The sequence below is a fragment of the Methanosarcina baltica genome (assembly GCF_055394095.1).
This window is the reverse complement of sequence record NZ_AP042463.1, coordinates 1,493,516-1,513,541: the sequence shown is the minus strand read 5'-3', so window position 1 is coordinate 1,513,541 and position 20,026 is coordinate 1,493,516. Positions and strand designations below refer to the sequence as shown.

Genomic DNA, 20,026 nt, shown 5'->3' with positions numbered 1-20,026 from the left:
TAGATCATGAAGAACATGCTTAAAACAACAGTTCTGCTCGCTTCCCTAACAGGCCTCCTGGTCCTTATCGGGAAATATGTCGGAGGTACGGGCGGAATGATAATTGCGTTCCTATTTGCAATTGTTATGAATTTTGGGAGCTACTGGTACAGCGACAAGATCGTGCTTAAGATGTACAAGGCGCGGGAGGTGTCTGCAGCCGAATCGCCTAACCTGCACAGGATCGTAAGCGACCTTGCGATGAAGGGAAGACTTCCTAGACCCAAGGTTTATATCGTTGAGTCCGGGATGCCAAACGCCTTTGCGACGGGTAGAGACCCGAAACATGCGGCTGTGGCAGTGACCACAGGAATTCTTAATATCCTATCTAATGAAGAGCTCGAAGGGGTGCTGGCCCACGAGCTGTCCCACGTAAAACACAGAGACACTCTCATAAGCGCCATAGCTGCAACCATTGCGGGCGTTATCACGATGCTCGCCTCCTGGGCCCGCTGGGCTGCAATCTTTGGCGGCTTCGGAGGCCGGGATGACGACGGCGGGAACAATATTGTAGGCTTTATCGTGATGGCAGTCGTTGCTCCACTTGCAGCAACCATCATACAACTTGCAATCTCCCGCTCAAGGGAATTTGCAGCGGACGAAGAAGGGGCAAAGATGTGCAAAAAACCCTGGGCCCTTGCAGACGCCCTTGAAAAACTCGAATCCGGAAACTCAAACTACAGGCCAAGTGTCAGGGATGTGCAGGCCAAAGAAAACACCGCCCACATGTTCATCGTAAACCCGCTGAAGGGAACCGGGCTCCAGTCCCTCTTCAGGACTCACCCCCCAACCGAAGAAAGAGTAAGAAAGCTCAGAGCAATGAGGGTTTAATTCCCTCTTTTTTTTGAAATAAAATTATATCCCCTTAAATATTCTATCTTTTAAACATTTTTTCTCTTAAAATCTCATGAATATTATTCTATATGTTGCACCCCTTTTTCGATTTTGCTTTAATAATTATATATGTATATAGATATATTTCATTTTTATAAAAAATAGGCATATTTATAAAGTATTACTCATTAACTTCATCTATTTCTATTAACTATATATTTAATAAAAGGCCGGGAATCGGAAAAAAATCAGGTCTTTCTTTTCAAGGTTGGTAAAATGCAGATAACGGTAATCTCTCCCGATATATACACATACGGTGCGATGTTCATAGGCGGGGTCCTTCGGGATTCCGGCCACCAGGTTACGATAAGCAAAAAGCCTGATGCCTGTGGAGCAAAAACAGTGATGCTAAGTCTCTTTTCGACCCAGCACCTCCTCCGGAATGACATAAAAGAATTTGTGAAACGTCACACAGCCTCCGGAGGGAAGTGCTATGCCGGGGGAGCCGTTTCCGCCTACCCTGAAATCGTGCTCGGGGAACTCCCTGAACTTGACGCTGTCTGTGTAGGGGAAGGAGAAGAGGCCGTCTGCCGGCTTGCTGCAGGCGAACCCCTGGAAGAAATCCCGGGGCTTGCCCTGCTCAGGGAGGGAGGAGAGATCATCCGCACACCTGCGGCTCCTCCGGCATCGGTTTCCCCACGGCCGCTTCCCTTAATCCCAAAAGACATTTTCCGGGAAAATATCCGGGGAGCAAGCGCCTACATCGAAACCCACAGGGGCTGCACCGGCTCCTGCACCTTCTGTCAGGTCCCCCGTTTTTTCGGGCATGAAATCCGGAGCAGGACCGTGGAAGAGGTCGTGGAAGAGGTCCGGGCCTTCAAAGAAAAAGGAGCCCGAAAACTTTCAATCTCCGGAGGGACAGGCTCGCTCTTTCAGTACAGAAACGGCAAGATAAACGAGGAAGCTTTCATTGAACTCCTTGCCCAAATAGCAGAAGTGATGGGCCGGGAAAACGTCTCCTGTCCCGACATCCGGGTCGATTGTATCAGCGACAGGATCCTCCAGGCGGTCCGGAAATACACAATTGGCTGGATTTTTTTCGGGATCGAGTCCGGAAGCGACCGTATCCTGCAAAAGATGGGAAAAGGAGTTACTGTGGACCAGGCCAGAGAAGCGGTAAACGCTTGCAGAAAACATGGGCTGAAAGTTGCCGGGAGTTTTATAGTCGGCTATCCTGGAGAGACCACAGAGGACTTTGAAGCAACCCTGGACCTTGTAGCCGAATTGGGCTTTGATGATGCCTTCATCTCCATCGCCGAACCAATACCCGGAACCCCTCTCGCAAAACTCGTCCTCGAAACCCCCAAAGAGAAAAACCCGGTCTACATGCCCCACACAGGAAACTACAAAAGCCTCAAACTAACCGAAGCCGAGGCCCGTTCCTTTGAATTGCAAATGCATGCCGACATGTTCAAACCGGCTCTCCATGTAATAACAGACGAGGTCTTTACTTCCTACCTCGACTCAGTCCACCAGGACGGAGCAAACGTCAGGACGGCAACAGACCTGCTCTTCCGGTATAACCGGGTTACTGAATGAGAAATCATTTAATCTACTTTTTTATTATTTTTCATCGCTAGGAACTGGCCCTCTATCCGATATTCTTTTAAGGTAAGTGTGCTATATGTTAGCAAGAAACATGGTAAGTCACAAACCCCTGTAAACAGGATAACATCTCTCCAAAAGAGCTGGACCTGAAGGAACAAAAACACAGCTCTTGAAGCCAGTGACAATGTAAATATATGAGATAAGGCTTAATATATTCAGGACCTTTCGATTTGAAGAAGATTTTTATAAATAAAATATTATTATAATACACAATCCTATTTTAGCCTGAAATTTAGATCATGGGTAGTTTCTATGGAAAACAAGTTTGAGATTGGCAGGATAATCAGGGCAAAAAACATCTCTGATGCATGGTACCGCGGGCTCAATGTCATCTGGAACCACGGGCAGGTAATCACCGATGAACGGGGAAGCCAGATCAGGGAGTTTATGGACTTAATGGTGGTAATCGAAGACCCCTACACGGCCCGCATCCCTGAAGACACGGCCTGGAACGAGGAAAGACTTGAAGAATATGCCAAACAGTTAATCTCAGGCGAAAACGCCCAGGACTTCGAGTACACTTACGGGCAGCGTTTACGTAACTGGAACGAGGAAATTGACCAGATTGAATACGTAATCGAGAAGCTGAAAAATAACAGGACCTCTCGCCGGGCAACAGCCGTTACCTGGATCCCGACTGTGGACACGAAGGTAGACGAGGTTCCCTGTATGATCCTTGACGACTTCAAAATAAGAGACGGAAAAGTCCACCTCACAACCCTTTTCCGGAGCCATGACTTCGGAGGGGCCTACCCCGCAAACCTCTACGGACTTTCAAGGCTGCTTGAGTACGTGGCTGAAAGAATCGGAATAAAACCCGGAAAAATTACCACGGTCAGCATCTCAGCCCACGTCTACGACCACGACTGGGACCAGGTGGAAAACATTGTAAAAGGTGTCCGTTGAATCTTAAAACTCCGGGGAAAAATTCTTGAAGAAGTACCAAAACCGGAAGAAAATGGGGGAAAAACCCGTCTAAACACACAGAAATAAGTTAAAAAGTAATTTGAAAAATAACTTAAAAAAATCACATTAAAAGGAGGCCTGTTAAAAATGCACATTACAATAAAACAGTCATCCCTTCATGGGGATGTCTTTGCCCCCCCCTCGAAAAGCTACACCCACAGGGCAATCACCTTCGCAGCCCTCTCCAGAGACGCCAAAATCCACAGGCCTCTCCTTTCAGCCGATACCCTTGCAACCGTCCGGGCCTGCGAGATGTTCGGGGCAGTCATTGAAAAGCAGGGAGAGACGCTCTACATCCGGGGTGTGGAAGGAAAACCAAAAGTCCCTGACGATGTGATCGATGTCGCAAACTCAGGCACAACGCTTCGCTTCATGACAGCAATCTCGGCACTTACGAACGGGGTTACGGTGCTTACGGGAGACTCCTCCCTTCGCACCCGACCAAACGGCCCTCTGCTGGATGTCCTGAAAAAACTCAATGTCAAAGCCTGCTCCACCCGTGGAAATAGCAAGGCTCCTCTTGTAGTCAAAGGAGGACTCGATGGGGCCATCGTCAAAATCGACGGCTCCATCAGTTCCCAGTTCATCTCGGCCCTCCTTATCGCCTGCCCCCTTGCAGAGACCAGCACAACCCTTTCGATAATAGGGGAAATGAAGTCCAGGCCCTACGTGGACATGACTCTCGAAATCCTCGAACTCGCCGGGGGAAAAATTCATGAGGATGAGAACAACAGCATCAAATTCATCATCCCCTCAAAGCAGAAATACAGCCTCGGGGAATACACCGTCCCCGGAGACTTTTCCTCAGCCTCCTACGTGCTTGCGGCCGCTGCCCTGACCGACTCCGAACTCACAGTCCGGAACCTCTTCCCCTCAAAACAGGGAGACATGGCAATAATAGAGATCCTGGAAAGCATGGGCTCAGACATCACCTGGGACAAAAAAGCCGGAATCGTCACTGTCAGAGGAGGAAAACCCCTTAAAGGGATCACTTTCGATGCCGGGGCAACTCCTGACCTTGTGCCCACCATTGCGGTCCTGGCCGCCCTCGCCGAAGGCACAACCCGGATAGAAAACGCCGAACACGTCCGCTACAAAGAAACCGATCGCCTGCACGCCCTTGCGATAGAGCTTCCCAAATTGGGCGTCAAAGTAAAAGAAGAAAAAGACGGCCTGGTAATCACAGGCGGAACCCTCCAGGGCGGAGTCGAAGTAAACGGCTGGCACGACCACAGGATAGTAATGGCCCTGACCGTCGCAGGCCTGGTCGCAGGAGATGTAACAATCGACAGCGCGGAATCCGTATCAGTATCCTACCCTGACTTTTTCAAAGATATGGACACCCTCGGGGCCGAAATCGAAAAGATTTCAGAAGAAGGCTAAGCAAAAACCAGACAAGAAAAAGAAAAAATTCAGGTAGCAAATACAAACCACAGTTTCAGACTGTGGCTATTCTTTTTTTTAAATTCATTGCCCCTGAGCGGAGCCTTTAGCCCCTGCCCCGGATTCGTTTCATATTTTCCGCATCCAAAAAAGTCTTGCCAGTATCCTGAAAAACAAATAGCTCAAACCATGGAAAGGTCAGAAAAACCACGGAAAAAAGAACGACAGAGATAAACGATTTACGGTTTTTAATCCGTTTGAGTGAGTATCAAAACTCGGATTTCAGTCCTCTTGAGTGAGCGGAGCGAACGAAAAGGACCTCGTGCTCCCGAAGCGAAACTCGGGAAGTGAAACTCGGGTATCAAAAAAAGGGACAAAGAATAGGCCAGAAAAGGCCTATTCTCGACGGTACTTAATCTATTGAATTTACTTTGCTGGAATGATGAGAGATCTCTCACCAGCAGGCACGAATTCTCTGAGTGCGCCGCGACCGAATTCTCTTCTTGGTGCTGTGAAGTCGAAGGGCAAAAGGTTGTCTGCGAAACAGATCTTGAGGAGTGGGTTGACGGTGAATGCGTCTCCACGTCCTGCGTGTGCTGCCTGAGCGATACCTGCGTATCCACCCTGGTGACCCACATTCATGGCGTAGTTGGGGTAGTTTGGCCCACGGAGTTCGTCTGGAAGACCTTCGTCGCCCTGATAGGTACAGATGTTGGTTGCACCACACTGGTCCTGAAGATCGAATCCGAAGAATCCGAGGCGGCCCCAGGCTTCCTTGTGGAGGTACATGGAAAGGTACCAGCCGGAAAGACCTGCGTTGGCGTTTCCGGTTGCAATAGAGGCTGCGACACCGGATGCTGCGGCAAGGACTGTTGCTCTCTGGGATCCACCAAAGTGGTCTTCAAGGGCTGTTGGGAAGTTCTCGTAGGTCTCGATACCGTAGAGTGTGGATTCGGTAGCAATATCCTTGATTACCTCGAGGCTGGCCTTGACCTTGTTGTCAGTGCCTACGTTTGCTGCACCGTCGTACTTGTCGTTGATGTAGTCAACGTCGTAGTAGGTGTTGTTGTCGAGGATATCATCGGTGTATGCTGCGGTTGCATACTGGGTGAAACCGACACCACCGGACATGTAGGATCCGAGCCAGATCTGGTCGTAGAGCATACATCCTGCACCGACTACCTCAAGGGAAACGTGTGCTGGGTCTTCTGCATCGACACGGCTGGTCTGGATGATGTCTGAGAGGTGACCGAAGGAAAGTCCACCGGGCTCGTTGGGGCTTCTTGCACGTCTTGCAGGGAGCATTTCACCCATGGAAACCAGGGATGCGTGCTTTGCAGAGAAGGACAGGTCAGCAACTGCTGCTTCACCAGCGCACATGTTGTATGCGGAGATGAAAGACATACCGATCTGCATGGCTGCCCATCTGGAGGTCTGACCACCATCAGTACATCTGCTGACGACTGTTGGGATGTGGACTGCCTGCCAGGAGGTCTTGCCGATTGAGGCCTTGAGCTGTGTGGCCTGTTCCTCGGAGAACTCGTCGTTGATGTTGATGAGGAACTGCTTGTCGATTTCATCAGCAAGGTCGTCGTCACCGGTGAAGATCTTGACGTAACAGTCATCAACAAGGGAGGGGTGGGTCTCGACCATCATTTCCTGGACAACTGCTCCACCGGGCATTGCGTGGTTGAGAGTCTCAAGGTAGTGGTTGATGGTTTCAGGAGTGACTTCCTTACCGAGTCTCTTCTCGAGAGTCTCGTGAGCCATGTCAAGCCCGACGATACAGGTCCTTCTGATGTCATCCCACATCTGCTGCATTGCAGCGTTGTTGACGTAGTGCAGGTCATCAGGATCTACTACCATGTCGGTACCGGAAATGGTGTAAGGAGTAATTGCGCGCTGTCCGAGAGGTGCACCGGTGTGCATCATGGGGTTGTATCCAGCAATACCCCTCTTTGCGGCGATTTCCTTACCAGCGGCTATCATCTCAACTTTTCTTGGGCTCTGTGTAGGACCTAATCTGAGGAAGTCCTTGGCCTTAGCTTCGATGTCTGTGCCACCCTGCTGGTTTGTACCGTATTCCTCTGCGAACTTAACTTCCAATGATTTTCTGAACTTCGCGAAAATATCTGCTGCCATCTTGCTCACCTCACTGTGGCTGGAATCCGTATTTGGTTCTCTGGTCGAACACTCTGTGTACCCATTCAACGACTTCTTTGTCGCCTCTGAATGCCACGTTGTCCACACGGTAGATGGTAGTCCTCTTTGCGGCTTCCTCTTCGGACATAGGCTTGCCGAGGTCTACCTTTCTGTCGAGTGGAATTGAGACCTGGTCCTTGTCCATGATGATGGTGCCGTTCTCGAGTCTTCTCCTGTCGAGCATATCGAACATGACACCATCTTCCTGGAGACGGACAGAGTGACCGTGCACGGTTGCGCCACGCATACCGGAAAGTGCAGGGCAGCTCATTTCTGTTTCCAGCTGAACCTTTGCGCACTGTTCCATGTCTCTCTCACGAGCCTCAACGATCTGACGACCGGAAAGAGTACCTGGGTCCACACCTCTGAAGTTGTTTGCTGCGAAGTAGGACCTGAAGTATGGAGTTGCCGGAGCGTTGTACATTGAATCAGTAAACTGTACGTATCGGACCCTGTCTCCTTGCTTTGCACCGGGAGTGGCTTCCACCAGTTCACGGACAGAGCATTCTGGCTCACCCATCTCAGCAAGTGGGGGGTGAGTGCTTGGGTAATCGCTTCCTGGGGCACGGTGCCCGAGAATTGCGGTTAAGTCTTCGTCAGAGATTTCTCGAAGTTTTTCGAGATCTCCGGAGATGTGCTTTCTCCTGTTAGCTGCAACTGATGTTGCGCCTGGGTAGTACTGTGGATTGTATACCATCTTATACAACTCCTTTATTATTATCTTCTAACTGGTCTAAATTAGATTTCACGTATTTCACGATCAGATTAAGTTTATCCCTGGGACAGGAATCACCTCTGGTAACTCCATTTACCATATCCATGACAATTCCTTTCGTCCGGATATCTTCATCCCGAGGCATCACCAACCTCGTCTTTACCCCTGCTTCGGCAAAATCCTCAAAATCCACCGGGATCTGACTGACTACGATTGCCGGGATGTCAGCCTGACTCAGGATTTCCCTGGCCTTTTTGACAACATGATCCTTAATGTTTCCAAGATGAATCACGGCTAACTTGTGCATTTGAATCTGTGCGATTTCCTTCGGGTCAATGAAAAAAACCCCGGTCCTCATCCCGGACTCGGGAATTCCCGTCCCCGAATAGAGCACAAGCACACTTACCTGGATGTTTTCTTTTCGCATCCCATACGTGATTTCGCAGACAGGTTTTGTGATATGGCGCTGTCCGGGGCTCATTGCAATGGCCACCACATCGGCACGCCCGGCTTCCGAAAGGGTTCCACGCTGGGCAAGTCCCCCTCCTTTACCAAGGCCCATACCGCAGCGGCAGTCCACAACCTGTGTATCCCGATCAAACATCATAGCACATCACTCTTCATCTTCAGATTCCTTTTCTTCTTTCTTGTCAATGAAGATGAGATTATTATAGTCCCCGGATTTCGGGTCAACCATACCAAGTAATGTAGGGTCCGCATTCGGACCAAGTTTGGCATAGTCAGTAACCGTGGATTTCTTTTTCATAAAGTGCCCTTCCCTGAACTCATAGGGAAAAGGAAACACCCTGTCACAGATTTCCCGGAGCTTTTCCTTGGCTTCTACATCAGCGACTTCCAGCCTGAGCCTTCCGACGTTGACCTTCAGCTCTATGAGCTGACCCTCGACCTCAATGACCTTTCTTTGAGGGTGTTCAACCTTTTCCCCGGTCCCTGGGCCGTATCCCACTACAGTGGGAAGTCTTTGCCCCTGGATCATCACTCTTATAAGCCCATCAACCTTGTACACTTCAGACAGGAGTTTCTGAGCCGTTTGCGGAGAGAGAATTCTACTGGGAAAGATTTCAATTTGAAGAGGAATTTTCGTGTTTACAGCAGAGTCAGACATCTTTTAGACCTGGTTACATTTTATATTTAAAGCGCTTCCGCGACAGCCTTGATAGGCTTGTTGAATTCCTCGATCGTTCCGAACACGTCTCCGATCAGGCCGGATGTTGCTTCGATTGTGAACATCTGGGTACCTGCATCAAGGGACACAGCAGCGCATACACATGGAATTGCGAAGCCTCTGGAGTGCCTGGTTACGACGTGGTTACCGTTGAAGACACCTGGTCCGCCACCACCATATATAGAGTGACTGAAGAAGGAGAACCCGACTGCTACACCCTGGACCTTACCGTAGTCACAGCCTGGGAGACCGGTCTCTTTCTCGACCATATCGTTGAAGTAGAGAAGAGTAGATGAAACGTTCTGAGCTGCACGGCCTGCACCACAGTTCACGAGAGTGGCTGCGAGGGTACCGGCTGCTGCGTATGCGTTCCACATTGCGACATCGTTTGCCTTGTAGAAGTTGTATCCGGAAGGTGCGGTCTTGTCAACGGAAATGACGTTGTCTTCAATTGCCCGACCGACGATGGACTGGAGTACGGAACCAATGGTACCGTCCTTACCGTTTTCCTTTACGGTGTCATAGACGATGTTGTTGGCGTTGAGACCCTGGCATGCAAGCCCGAGGAGCTGGTGCCTCTCGAACATACCGACTGCGCCGCCCATCTCGAATACACCACTCTGTTCGTAGATTGAGGAGAGAGCTGCAGCGTTAATTGCACGCTTGTCGGTGATGGCTGCAACGTGGTTTGCCATAACGTTCCTGAGGGAGAAACCGAGACCTTCGTTCTTCTGGGGAATGTCAAGAATTGTCTTGACCTGTCCACCTGCAAGATCCATGGTCTGTGGGTAGCTACCCCAAACAGCTGACTTGACGATCATGGCATCATACATGTCGGTGTCGAACATGTCGAGAATGACCTGGGTGACGGCTGCTGCGGAAACAGTCTGTGCTGCTGCATAGTCTGCACCGGCAATGATTCTGGACTTAGGGCTCTGGACGAGAAGCTGCTTTCCACCAGGAAGTAACTTTACGTTGGTGTCGTCGCCTTCGTCCACCTGGACCAGTTTCTTTACATTTTCTGCGATTGCTTCTGCATTTCCCAGAATATCGTAGTTGAGTCCACGGCCTAAGATCTGGCGGCCTTTTCCACCCATTCTACCGGTTGCAAGGGCATTCTGGATTCCTGAGAGGCTAATTGCAGCGGACCTCTTGGTGTCCGTGATGATTTTTTGGATTGCTACGTTTCTTGTTGGAGCAAGCTTGAGAATGTCGACATTGCTCTCAAGAAGTTTTCCTCTGTCATCGTAGATGTCTACTGTGTCAGACACTTTAATTTCCTCCTTAATTCATTTTAAAAATCAACTGTATGGGACTGGTCACACAACTTCAGTCAGTGCACAAACGCACCCCGACAGATCAAGTACCGCGTTGTTTTTTTTAGTGTCCACTTTCCCAATGAAATCTCATTCGCTTGTAAGGTACTTAAATCTTTTGTGTTTTCTTATATATATTCAATTGTATATTTTTAAAAAAGTATTGGTGCAATTTGACAAAATAAATTTTATAATATATAAAAAAACCGTATCAAATGACTTCCTATATTTCAACATCTTTTAAAATAAAGAATACAATGTCGAAATAATAAGTAATTTTTTTTTTTAAGTAAATGGATTAGTTAATATCTTTTTTTATATAGTATCTTTGCAAATAATGACATCATACCAAAAAGGTTTAGTAGTATTTCCAGAATACAAAAGCTTAATATGGAAGTTGTTATCGATGTAGGCGGAAATCCCGGTATCGATTGTCGGGGTTTTTGCACATACTGCTATTTTAAAAAAGTAAAAGAGATACCCCCCCTGGGATGCAAATACTGTCTGCCTTTTAAAAAAGGGGGTGACTACTGCACTCGCAGTGTAAAAGAGTCCTACTCAGGTTTTAAACCCCTGCAGATGGTTCTTGAAGACACCTCCCAGAAACTCTGTTTTGCAACGGATGAGATAAAAAAGTTCACAATCAGTGGGGGAGGAGATGTGAGCTGCTACCCTGAACTGAAAAAACTCGTGGCTTTCCTTTCCCAGTTCGAAACCCCCATTCACCTGGGTTACACAAGTGGAAAAGGTTTCAGAAAGCCCGATGACGCCCTCTTTTACATAGAGAAAGGAGTATCCGAAGTCAGCTTCACCGTTTTTGCAACGGACCCCGCTCTGCGGGCCGAATACATGAAAGACCCGGAACCCGAAGCCTCCCTCCAGGTCCTGAAAGACTTTTGCGCCCATTGTGAGGTCTATGGAGCAATCGTGATCATCCCCGGAGCAAACGACGGGCTGGTCCTGGAAAATACCCTAAGTGACCTCGAAGCCATGGGAGCCAAAGGAGCCATACTCATGCGTTTTGCAAACGAAAGGGAAAACGGGCTGATCCTGAACAATGCTCCGGTCATGAAAGGCATAATTTCCCATACAGTTTCCGAATTCACCGAACTCGTGAGAAAATCTGCAGCGGCTCACCCCTCCATGCGCATAACCGGGACCCCTCTCGAAGACCCCCTCATAGGCTCCCCATTCGCAATAAGGAACGAGCCCGAAGCCCTTGCAAAACTTCCCCCCGTAACAAAAGAGGCAACGGTCATCACAGGACAGGTGGCAGCCCCGAGGCTCAGAGAAATCTTCGAAGCCCTTGGGGGCACTGTAAACGTGGTCCCCCTGAAAAAAGATATTGGGTGCCTTATTACTCTTGAAGACTTCCAGGCTCTGGACCTCTCGGAAGTAAAAGAAACCGCCTTCATCCCGGGCCGGGCCTTTGTGCACGACCGGGAACTGAAAGAAGCCCTGCAAAGAGACGGATGCGACAGGCTGGTAAGAAGGGGTCCCGACTGCCTTTCCGTTGACGGGGAAATGTCCATAGGCATGACAAAAGAAGAAGTCCTGGCCCTCGAAATCGAAAACTTCACGGAACTCATCCAGCAGATAAACGCCCTCGGAATGCCGTTGAAGGAATGAGGAGCACATAGCCGGAAGCAGGGAACAGGGTGGAGGATACATATAATAGAGCCCTCCTGCAATTTCCGGTTTGAGCATCTGGAACTCATATAAAATTTCTTTTGTAAAACTTCAGCAGAAAAACTATGAGTCTTAACTAAGGGATTATTGACAGAAGACTGCGGAAAAGATCAGGACATGAAATCCGAAAGTCCCATCTGTTTGACTTTATGGTTTTCAAAAAGGGACTTTATATCCCGGTCCAGAAGTTCGATCCTCTGCTGCGTATAACTTGAGACCCCGTACTTTACAGCCACTTCTTTTGAAACTTCAAGGTACTTCCGGACCGACCCCTCATGCACGGTTAAAATAACGTTTCCCCCGCATTTAGGACAGGCCCCGGAAAGGGGAGGTCGCCTGAACTTTTCCCCGCACTTCACGCAGCGAACCTTCTGTTTTGAAAAAGCCCTCAGATTTCCCATGAGGTCGGGCAGGAAATGGGATTTGAGCACCCTTTCCGCAACGTCCGGGGCATCCACGGCCCGGATCTTATTGGCCAGGGAAAGCTGGGCCTCCATTTTTTCGATCATGCTTCCGAGGGTCTTATAGGAAGACATCAGGGGCCCTGCGGAAATATCCGAGGTATCATGGGTAAACATGAAGTGCTCGTACTGGTCCGGGGTCCCGAGCCTGCTACTTACAAGGTCCATCAGCTTCTCAAGTTCGGTCGGGTTTGTGAATTTCTCGGATGCCCTGTAAAACTCCAGAGGATAACGGGCATTGACATCGATATTGTGGGCTTCCTTATCGATCTGCTTCGGGTCGATCCGGGTCGTAAGCACCAGAGGAGCATCCATTTTCCCCCCTCTTTTATCGGGCAGGTAGGAACGGGAAAAGTTCAGGATCCCGTCCATAAGGAGCATGAGACAATCCTCGTCCCCGTCGCAGTTCCGCCGTTTGGAAGCATGGAAAAAAGGGTGAGCATAGCCTACCGACGAACGTGTAAACCCGATAATCCTGCCCAGCACCCCTGCGGAAGTGTGGGGGGCAAGCCCCATCACAAGAACCCCCACCAGTTCCTCTATACTCTCGGCCCGGTAGTAAGGCTCTACCTTATAATACTTCACCAGGAGGTCATCCACATACTGGGCCACCCGAAGCATATACCTCGCCCCGTCATAAGAAATAAGGACATCCTGCACCTTCAAGCAGACTATCTGGTCTGCTCTTTCCAGAGGCATTCCGTGGAAGTCCTCCTCGTACCCCAGTTCCCGGAGTTTCTCGACCGAAACCCCGATCTCATCAGCCCTTATATGCGTAAGCGGGATATCCGACATATCATAGCGGATCGTCCCGTCCTTGAAAGTGAAAACGTTATGTTTTGCCCGCAACAGTCCCTTTTCAAGAGGTTCGGGAGTCATCTGCCCGTTCATGAGCCGTTTCACTCCCTTGATCATATCCAGCTTTTCCCGCTCTCCTATATTTTCAAAGGCCTTCTTGTAAATCGAACGAAAGTCCAGTTTCACGTTTTCGACAGAACTGGGTTTCCGCCCGCATCTGGGACAGACATCGCCTTGGACCTCGATTTTGCAGCGGGTACAGGAAAACCGGGGTACAGTATATTCCCCGCAGTCACAGCGCCAGAAATGCGAATCCTTCCTGCAAGCCGGGCAATAGCGCCGCCCGAGCTCGACCTCGATTTCCCCGATATTACCGTTCAGGGATGACGTATAATTAGCGGACGCGACCAGGTTCCTGGTAGTCCCCCCCGTGTTTGCTATGGGAAAAAGGACCTGGGCCGCAGGAGACATCTTACGCAGGTTCGACTTTTCCGGCCTGCCCATCCTTGCCCCGATCCTCGAAGGGGCCCTCGGGTAAACCTTCAGCCCGCTCAGGAGGTTCACGGCCTCGACCACGTCCCCAACCTCGGGAAGAGGCCTTAGTGAAAGTTCCGAATTTTCCGAATCTCCCAAATCAAGCCCAAGACAGAGGAGGAAAGGAGAAGCATCCCCTATAAGGACCCTGCCTTCCCGGACCCTGTGCAGCACAAGTATATTTTCAAGAAGCTCTTTTATCCCTTCGGCCTTTGAGGCCATCAGGGGAAGAGCCAGAACGTCTTCAGTTTTCGAATAACTCCCGTTTTCGGCCACGAATTTTCGGAGGGCTGCAAATTCCTCTAGGGTAAGGTCGTGCCAGAGATAGGTAAATTTAGGATGCAACGGCACTTTAAAGTCCTGGCAGAGCCTGAGGGCAAGCTCCCTCGAAGGGTTTTGCAATTCCTCAAACGAAACGGAGGAGGTCCCGGCAGGACAGGCAGCTTCATAATCATAAAGCCACCACTCAAAAACGTAAGGAGAAGGCATGAGAGGATGGTTGTTTTCCAGGAAATCCCCGTAATTGATCAGGATCTCTCCCATGTCCACGATCACCTCGACCTGGGGCCGGAGTTTGTAGGCCTCATCTATATCATCTATCCTGACCAGGTCCCCGGATCTGAGCCTGACCGTTGGCCCCTCGATCGAGTCCACTGCCGCCATTGCCGCGGCTTTTCCGGGTCGTTCAACCTTAAGCTGGGTCCCGTTTGCAATAAAATCGTCAACAATGACCATGGTCGCGGGGTTAATCCCGGCAGCTGCAAAGGAAGTATTGCGGGAACGCCCGTAGCGGAGCCTGAACCCTCCCGGCCTTGAGGGATGGGAAAAAACGGGCCTTCCTGCGATCAGGTCCCGGATATACTTGTCCTTGGGCTTGATCGCGGATTTTTCGTCCGTGTCCTCGTCTCCCTCTTTGGCTCCCCCGATAAGCGTGTCAAGCCAGTCCCAGCCGTCCATCTTCAGTTTATCGACGTGCTTTTTGACCTTGGGGGCCTTCAGGGCCAGGCCTTCCGCAAGCACCAAACACATCCCCCCCCGCACCCGGTTGGTTGCAATTCTTTCAAGGTCCCTGTGTCCTTCCACCTCGGCGGCCTCCGTCGGGTCCCCGTCAATGCAGACCGGGCAGTTCCGGACAATCAGACGGATTTCTTCTTCCGAAGGTGTGTACTGCAAGCTTGCGACCCTTTTGTAAATAAGGACCTCTTCCACGTAACGCTCAACTTCCTCGGGTCTGGGTTTGTACCGGTCAATACCGATACCCCTCCGGACGTAATCTCCCACAAGCACGGAAAGGGCCTGAGCTGTTCCTCCGGCACTCCTTATGGGCCCCGAGTAAAAGATCTTGATGTATTCCGAACCATCATCATTTTTCCCGATTTCGACTTTGTCGATCCCCTCAAGGGGAGCCGCCACAACCCCTTCGGTCAATGTGGCCATAGAGATCCGAATTGCGGCTTCCACAGCGTCCTTTTTGGTCGGAAAATCTCCGACTTCCCCCTCGGCGACCATCCTCCCGATTTCGAGAGCTGACTCTTCCCTGGTCATTATGTCCTCGAGCTCCCGGATCTTGTCCGCAACCCCGGCAACCCCGATAAGGTTCTCAACCCTATCTGCAAGGTCTTTGGCCAGTGGGATCTCCACATAGGGCTTCGGGTCCCCCCCGTTCGCACGCGCCCGGTTAGCAAGCTCAATGGCAGCTTTTAGCCTGCTTTCAAGTTCATTAAAATATGCCATCGTTTCATCGCTTGCTATTATTTCACTCATATAGGACAGTCCTTTTACTCAATATTATTATCATAAATGTGATAGTTCTCCCACTACATACCCTGCTTTAAACCTTTGCCACCCGAGTTCCATCTCCCGAGTTCCGCTTCGGCACCCGAGTTCCGCTTCGGCACCCGAGTTCCGCTTCGGCACCCGAGTTCCGCTTCGGGAGCACGGGGTCCTTTTCGCTCGCTGTGCGAGCTCAAGAGGACGAAAAAACACCAGGGCAACATTAAATGAAGTCTTCATGCATTCTTTTCCATGCTTTTAATTTGAATGCACACACAAACCACCCTGCTTAAGCTTTAGTCCTCAACGATGCATTTTTTGCATGGACCATCTTGCAAAGAGGCTGGAGAATATCGTGGTGATGAAAACAAAAACCCCTGCCCAGAGCAGGTAGTCCCCGATTTTCAGCCCAAGGACCGAAAGGACAATGCCCGCGGCCAGGACAATGAGATTAATTCTGTTTACTTTTTTGTTTTTCTCAAGGGTTTGTTTATAAACCCTCATTTTTTCCAGGTTTTCCTTTTTTTCCGCATTCATAAAAATATCTCCTGATTTTCCGGGCCTGAATGGTGTTCAAAATATACCCGGTGCAGTATTATATAGAGCGTATCCTGAACAAAATTCAGAATTCAGACCTCAAACCTTGTAGATGCAGCTTCCCTGAGCCTGTTCAGGAGAGCTCTTCCCGGCCCTTCGAGCCTGAAAGATCCATCAGCTATTATAACCCCGGGTTTTTTTTCATCCAGGGCCCGGAGTCCTTCAAAGAGTCTTTTTGCAGCTTCCACAGGCTTTTTTGCAGGACCCAGCACAAAACGCAGGTCTGCCGGGACTTCAGATTCCGAAAGCCCGGCAGAAAGGCTCGCGGAACTTTCCTCACTCAGGAGCAGCCCCGCCGTTTTCCCATCCTCAAGAAAAGTCCGGACGAGTTCTCCGATTTTCCGGGAAACGGCCCCTTCTGCCCCTTCGACGAGGATAACGGGGGTTTCAGGGGTATAGTGCCCGTATTTTTGCCCGGCCTGTTTTTCAAAACCCGCTTCAACTTCTTCCGAGTCTTGAAAACCAGTTCTCAGCTCTCCGACAACGCTTTCGAGTTCTTCAAACCCTATGGCTCCTGGCCTGAGCACAGTGGGGATAGGGGCAGTCATATCAACTACCGTGGACTCCAGCCCGATTTCGACAGGTCCACCGTCTATTATTATGTCCACCCTGCCTTCAAGGTCGGCTCTGACATGGGCTGCGTTACTCGGGCTTGGGCGACCCGAAAGGTTGGCACTCGGGGCTGCAAGCGGGACTCCCGCCCTCCTGATAAGTTCCAGCGGGACCGGGTTGTCAGGCATTCGGACCCCGATTGTGGATAAATTCCCGGAAGTGATCGGGGGGACGATATCGGCCTTTTCAAGCACAAGGGTCAGGGGGCCTGGCCAGAAAGCGTCCATTAGTTGCAGGGCCTTTTCGGGGATGTTTCTACTGACCCTTTCAACATCTTCCCTTGAATGGACAAGGAGACTCAGGGGATTTCCTGGATGCCGGTTTTTGGCCTCAAAAATATTTTTTACAGCCTCGGGGTCCAGGCCGTCGGCTCCGAGCCCGTAGACGGTTTCCGTGGGAAAGGCGACTGTACCACCTTTCCTTATGACTTCCGAGGCTTCGATAAGGACAGCCTCGAAGTTCTCATTGTTTACCCGGAAGAACCGGGTCTTTTTTCCGTTTTTTGAAGTCAATTGAAACAAACTCCGGCATCAGACCAATTATTCAGGTCAATTTTTCAGGTCAATTTTTCAGGTCAATTTTTCAGGCCAGGCTTTCCAGAAGTTTCAGGCCCACTTTTTGACTGCTGCCTCGAGTTCTTTCCGGCCCTTCGCGTATTCTTCAAGGCTGAAGCCCTGCATACTTGCTTCAAGGGCCTGCCTGCAAGCTGTTGCACCCGCTTTCGTGCCCAGGGGGTGAGCGTGGATCCCACCTCCGAACTGCATTATAACGTCCTTTCCGAAAATCCTGTAGAGTTCGGGGATCATTGTCGGGGCAAGTCCACCCGAGGCCACGGGGAACATTGGTTTGAGCCCTCCCCAGGCCTGTTCGAGCACATGCTGGTCCTCATCTGCGGGCACTTTCTCAAGGACACACTCGTCCCTGAGGGCAAGCACCTCGGCCTTTTCCCCGTGCATCTTTCCTACAACCGTCCCGATATGGAGCTGGTCAAGCCCTATCAGACGGCAGAGTTTGGCAACAACCAGCATACTGAGCCCGTGCCTCGGGTCCCGCGTGAAAGCCGAGTGCATGCAGCGATGGGCATGAAGCGCAAGTCCCGCATCTGCGGCCGCATCCCGGAGAGTCTGAAGTGCGGTCCAGCCCGTGGGGACGATATCGATCATCGCATAACTGGCCCCGAGCTCTTTTAAGACCCCAAGTCTTCTCAGCATCTCCTCACAGGTGGGAGCCGTGATATTGCAGAGGTAGAGCTTTCTCTCTCCGGTCTCAGCTTCAGCTTTTTGGGCGCCTTTCAAAGTAAGTTCTGCCCGTTTCTCGAATCTGTTAAATTTCTGGTCCGTCAGGTTCTCGTCATCCTTGACAAGGTCGCAGCCCCCGGCAAAAGCGTTGTAGGCAACCTCGGCGTGTAGCTCGGAGGTCAGGCCCACCTTGGGTTTAACGATGGTGCCCACAAGGGGCCGGTCTCGAATTCCTACGATATCCCTGACTCCCGGCAGGCCGAAATTAGGTCCTTTGAACTCTTGAAGCATGGAAGCCGGAAAAGCGATATCCTGAAGCCTCAGGTTCTTCACGATTTTCATGCTGAAAATGTTTCCCGCAACCGCACTCAGGACCTGGGGGACCGAACAAAGCTCAAAAAGGTCTTCTGAGTAGGCCACCCGCACGGTCTGCGAAGCCTCGTCAAGGTAAAAGACGTGGGGTTTTAATTTCTCTGCAAGCTCTGGACTCAGGGTGGAAATCTCGGACCAGGAATCAATCGAACTTTCCCCGGCCATATGGGTGCTCACTTCTTCAAAACCGATCCCGTAAGCGGGTTCGATATGGAATTCACAGACCAGGTCTGTGGCTTTCGGGCTGTAACCCGGATCTACATAATCCCTGCGCATTCTGTTTTCTCCTGATGAGATAAAATAACAATTATCTAATCAAACCAAGGGCCTGAACCTAGATAAAAATTTGTTCAGCAAAAGTGATACAGAACGAGGAAAGAAAAAAGATACAAGAAGAACGATGCAAAAGAAAAAATATAAAATGTAATAATTATAAATATGTATCAGGACTACAAAAAACACACAAAGGAGCCACATTAATAACTCTCCCTTCATATTCCATATCTAACAGCTCGGAAGTGTGGAGGAAGGTATTTCCTGCCGGAGGATGATGAACAAATCAAACCTGAAAGATAGATTTCTGGACACGTTGCTGGGGAAAGGACCTGATCCGGGGGAAAAAGTCCCCGTGCTTTCCGTAACCCAGACCGGGACCGTTGAGCTGATGCAAAAAACAGGCGCTTTCTGGCCCGAGGCCCACAGCAACCCCGAAAAAATGGCGACTCTGGCTCTTGCAGCTCACGAAATCATGGGCCTGGAAGCCGCAAGGTACCCTTACTGTGTAACAGTACTTTCCGAGGCCATGGGGTGTGAAGTTAGTGAAGGCACACAGGCACTTCAACCTTACGTGGTATCCCATCCCCTGGCAACCGAAAAAAGGGTACCAGAAATTCCAAAAGACCTGCTTAACAGGAGAAGAATTCCCACGGTCCTTGAGGCAGGCCGGATACTCAAAGCAAAAACAGGAGAGACCCTGCCGCTGATTGCAGGCATTGAAAGTCCGGCTTCCATTACAACCAAACTGATAGGAGATAATTATATGAAATATCTCCTGAAAGACCCCGCTTATGTCAGGGAATGCCTCACCATGAATACGGAAGTCGTAATCGAGTATGCAAACGCCCTCTTTGAATCCGGGGCCGACGCCGTCTGTATGCCGGACGGAGTCTCAAGCCCGGAACTGCTGAGCCCTGATCTCTTCGAGAACTTTATAAAACCGGTGTATGAAAAGTTCTGCAGAGAAGTAGAGGGAATTAAAATAATACATATGTGCGGAGATGCCACCCCTTTTTTGAAGACCCTCTCAGAATGCGGCTTTGCAGGCATCAGCGTGGAAGAAAAGGTTCGGGACCTGAAAAGTGCAAACGAAAAACTTGGAAAAAGAGCGATCCTTATAGGAAACGTCGCCACGGCTTCCACCCTGCTCTCCGGAACTCCCGAGGAGGTAAAGGCCGAAGCTAAAAGCTGCCTTGAAGGAGGGGTCCGGATCCTGGCCCCCGGCTGCGGAATTGCCCCCCTTACTCCGACTGAAAACCTGAGGGCCCTGGTCGAGGCAAGAAACGAATATTACAGCGAAAAAAAGTGAGTGGTTAAGAAAAAGGAAGAAAGGGGAGGAAGGAGGAGGTCCCGGTAAAAAAATAGGG

General features: G+C 50.3%; 15 protein-coding genes. 6 read left to right on the top strand and 9 right to left on the bottom strand.

The annotated features are described in order from the left end of the window. Positions 1-6 precede the first annotated feature (6 nt). The 4 genes from htpX to aroA all read left to right on the top strand — a co-directional run bounded on the left by htpX (position 7) and on the right by aroA (position 4,890). A complete protein-coding gene (gene htpX, locus ACZ5QV_RS06600) occupies positions 7-870 on the top strand; it encodes a zinc metalloprotease HtpX (RefSeq protein ID WP_464601779.1) in 864 nt (287 codons plus the stop codon). Between the two features lie 279 nt (positions 871-1,149). Continuing rightward, on the top strand, positions 1,150-2,472 hold the full coding sequence (locus ACZ5QV_RS06595; protein WP_464601778.1) for a methyl-coenzyme M reductase glutamine C-methyltransferase: 1,323 nt from the start codon (positions 1,150-1,152) through the stop codon (positions 2,470-2,472). A gap of 321 nt (positions 2,473-2,793) precedes the next feature. Further along, complete coding sequence (locus ACZ5QV_RS06590) at positions 2,794-3,447, top strand: thymidylate synthase (RefSeq protein ID WP_464601777.1); 654 nt, start codon at positions 2,794-2,796, stop codon at positions 3,445-3,447. Between the two features lie 147 nt (positions 3,448-3,594). Further along, complete coding sequence (gene aroA, locus ACZ5QV_RS06585; protein ID WP_464601776.1) at positions 3,595-4,890, top strand: 3-phosphoshikimate 1-carboxyvinyltransferase; 1,296 nt, start codon at positions 3,595-3,597, stop codon at positions 4,888-4,890. 426 nt (positions 4,891-5,316) lie between these two features. Here aroA and mcrA read toward each other — a convergent pair whose 3' ends face one another. The 5 genes from mcrA to mcrB are packed head-to-tail and all read right to left on the bottom strand — an operon-like array spanning position 5,317 to position 10,264. Further along, positions 5,317-7,032 carry a coenzyme-B sulfoethylthiotransferase subunit alpha gene (gene mcrA / locus ACZ5QV_RS06580; protein WP_464601775.1) on the bottom strand — a complete coding sequence of 572 codons (1,716 nt, stop codon included), beginning with the start codon at positions 7,030-7,032 and terminating at the stop codon, positions 5,317-5,319. A gap of 10 nt (positions 7,033-7,042) precedes the next feature. Further along, positions 7,043-7,789 (bottom strand): coenzyme-B sulfoethylthiotransferase subunit gamma, encoded by a 747-nt coding sequence (gene mcrG / locus ACZ5QV_RS06575; RefSeq protein ID WP_464601774.1) that lies wholly within the window; start codon positions 7,787-7,789, stop codon positions 7,043-7,045. Between the two features lies 1 nt (position 7,790). Beyond that, complete coding sequence (gene mcrC / locus ACZ5QV_RS06570) at positions 7,791-8,414, bottom strand: methyl-coenzyme M reductase I operon protein C (RefSeq protein WP_464601773.1); 624 nt, start codon at positions 8,412-8,414, stop codon at positions 7,791-7,793. A gap of 6 nt (positions 8,415-8,420) precedes the next feature. Then, positions 8,421-8,933, bottom strand: coding sequence for a methyl-coenzyme M reductase operon protein D (mcrD, locus tag ACZ5QV_RS06565; protein ID WP_464601772.1), 513 nt, complete (start codon positions 8,931-8,933; stop codon positions 8,421-8,423). Between the two features lie 26 nt (positions 8,934-8,959). Beyond that, positions 8,960-10,264: a coenzyme-B sulfoethylthiotransferase subunit beta gene (mcrB, locus tag ACZ5QV_RS06560; RefSeq protein ID WP_464601771.1), complete on the bottom strand. Its 1,305-nt coding sequence runs from the start codon at positions 10,262-10,264 to the stop codon at positions 8,960-8,962. Positions 10,265-10,699: 435 nt separating this feature from the next. Here mcrB and mmp10 point away from each other — a divergent pair, with 435 nt between their 5' ends. Next, positions 10,700-11,938: a methyl coenzyme M reductase-arginine methyltransferase Mmp10 gene (gene mmp10, locus ACZ5QV_RS06555; protein ID WP_464601770.1), complete on the top strand. Its 1,239-nt coding sequence runs from the start codon at positions 10,700-10,702 to the stop codon at positions 11,936-11,938. Between the two features lie 170 nt (positions 11,939-12,108). Here mmp10 and ACZ5QV_RS06550 read toward each other — a convergent pair whose 3' ends face one another. From ACZ5QV_RS06550 to rbcL, 4 genes are all read right to left on the bottom strand, one after another. Further along, positions 12,109-15,555: a DNA polymerase II large subunit gene (locus tag ACZ5QV_RS06550; protein WP_464601769.1), complete on the bottom strand. Its 3,447-nt coding sequence runs from the start codon at positions 15,553-15,555 to the stop codon at positions 12,109-12,111. A 312-nt stretch (positions 15,556-15,867) separates the two neighbouring features. Beyond that, positions 15,868-16,101: a hypothetical protein gene (locus ACZ5QV_RS06545; RefSeq protein ID WP_464601768.1), complete on the bottom strand. Its 234-nt coding sequence runs from the start codon at positions 16,099-16,101 to the stop codon at positions 15,868-15,870. 92 nt (positions 16,102-16,193) lie between these two features. Then, entirely contained in the window at positions 16,194-17,285 is a 1,092-nt protein-coding gene (locus ACZ5QV_RS06540; RefSeq protein ID WP_464601767.1) for an L-threonylcarbamoyladenylate synthase, read from the bottom strand. A 93-nt stretch (positions 17,286-17,378) separates the two neighbouring features. Beyond that, the gene (gene rbcL / locus ACZ5QV_RS06535; protein WP_464601766.1) at positions 17,379-18,659 is read right to left on the bottom strand and encodes a type III ribulose-bisphosphate carboxylase; all 1,281 of its coding nucleotides are present in this window, start codon (positions 18,657-18,659) and stop codon (positions 17,379-17,381) included. Positions 18,660-18,933: 274 nt separating this feature from the next. Here rbcL and mtaA point away from each other — a divergent pair, with 274 nt between their 5' ends. Then, the gene (gene mtaA / locus ACZ5QV_RS06530) at positions 18,934-19,968 is read left to right on the top strand and encodes a methylcobamide:CoM methyltransferase MtaA (protein ID WP_464601765.1); all 1,035 of its coding nucleotides are present in this window, start codon (positions 18,934-18,936) and stop codon (positions 19,966-19,968) included. Positions 19,969-20,026: the final 58 nt, after the last annotated feature.

Bases quoted from the DNA above. Each gene is read 5' to 3' on its own strand.
- mcrG (WP_464601774.1), bottom strand. From the start codon at position 7,789: ATGGTATACAATCCACAGTACTACCCAGGCGCAACATCAGTTGCAGCT.
- htpX (WP_464601779.1), top strand. From the start codon at position 7: ATGAAGAACATGCTTAAAACAACAGTTCTGCTCGCTTCCCTAACAGGC.
- ACZ5QV_RS06595 (WP_464601778.1), top strand. From the start codon at position 1,150: ATGCAGATAACGGTAATCTCTCCCGATATATACACATACGGTGCGATG.
- ACZ5QV_RS06590 (WP_464601777.1), top strand. From the start codon at position 2,794: ATGGAAAACAAGTTTGAGATTGGCAGGATAATCAGGGCAAAAAACATC.
- mcrC (WP_464601773.1), bottom strand. From the start codon at position 8,414: ATGATGTTTGATCGGGATACACAGGTTGTGGACTGCCGCTGCGGTATG.
- ACZ5QV_RS06545 (WP_464601768.1), bottom strand. From the start codon at position 16,101: ATGAATGCGGAAAAAAAGGAAAACCTGGAAAAAATGAGGGTTTATAAA.
- mmp10 (WP_464601770.1), top strand. From the start codon at position 10,700: ATGGAAGTTGTTATCGATGTAGGCGGAAATCCCGGTATCGATTGTCGG.
- mcrA (WP_464601775.1), bottom strand. From the start codon at position 7,032: ATGGCAGCAGATATTTTCGCGAAGTTCAGAAAATCATTGGAAGTTAAG.
- mcrD (WP_464601772.1), bottom strand. From the start codon at position 8,933: ATGTCTGACTCTGCTGTAAACACGAAAATTCCTCTTCAAATTGAAATC.
- mtaA (WP_464601765.1), top strand. From the start codon at position 18,934: ATGAACAAATCAAACCTGAAAGATAGATTTCTGGACACGTTGCTGGGG.
- ACZ5QV_RS06550 (WP_464601769.1), bottom strand. From the start codon at position 15,555: ATGAGTGAAATAATAGCAAGCGATGAAACGATGGCATATTTTAATGAA.
- rbcL (WP_464601766.1), bottom strand. From the start codon at position 18,659: ATGCGCAGGGATTATGTAGATCCGGGTTACAGCCCGAAAGCCACAGAC.
- aroA (WP_464601776.1), top strand. From the start codon at position 3,595: ATGCACATTACAATAAAACAGTCATCCCTTCATGGGGATGTCTTTGCC.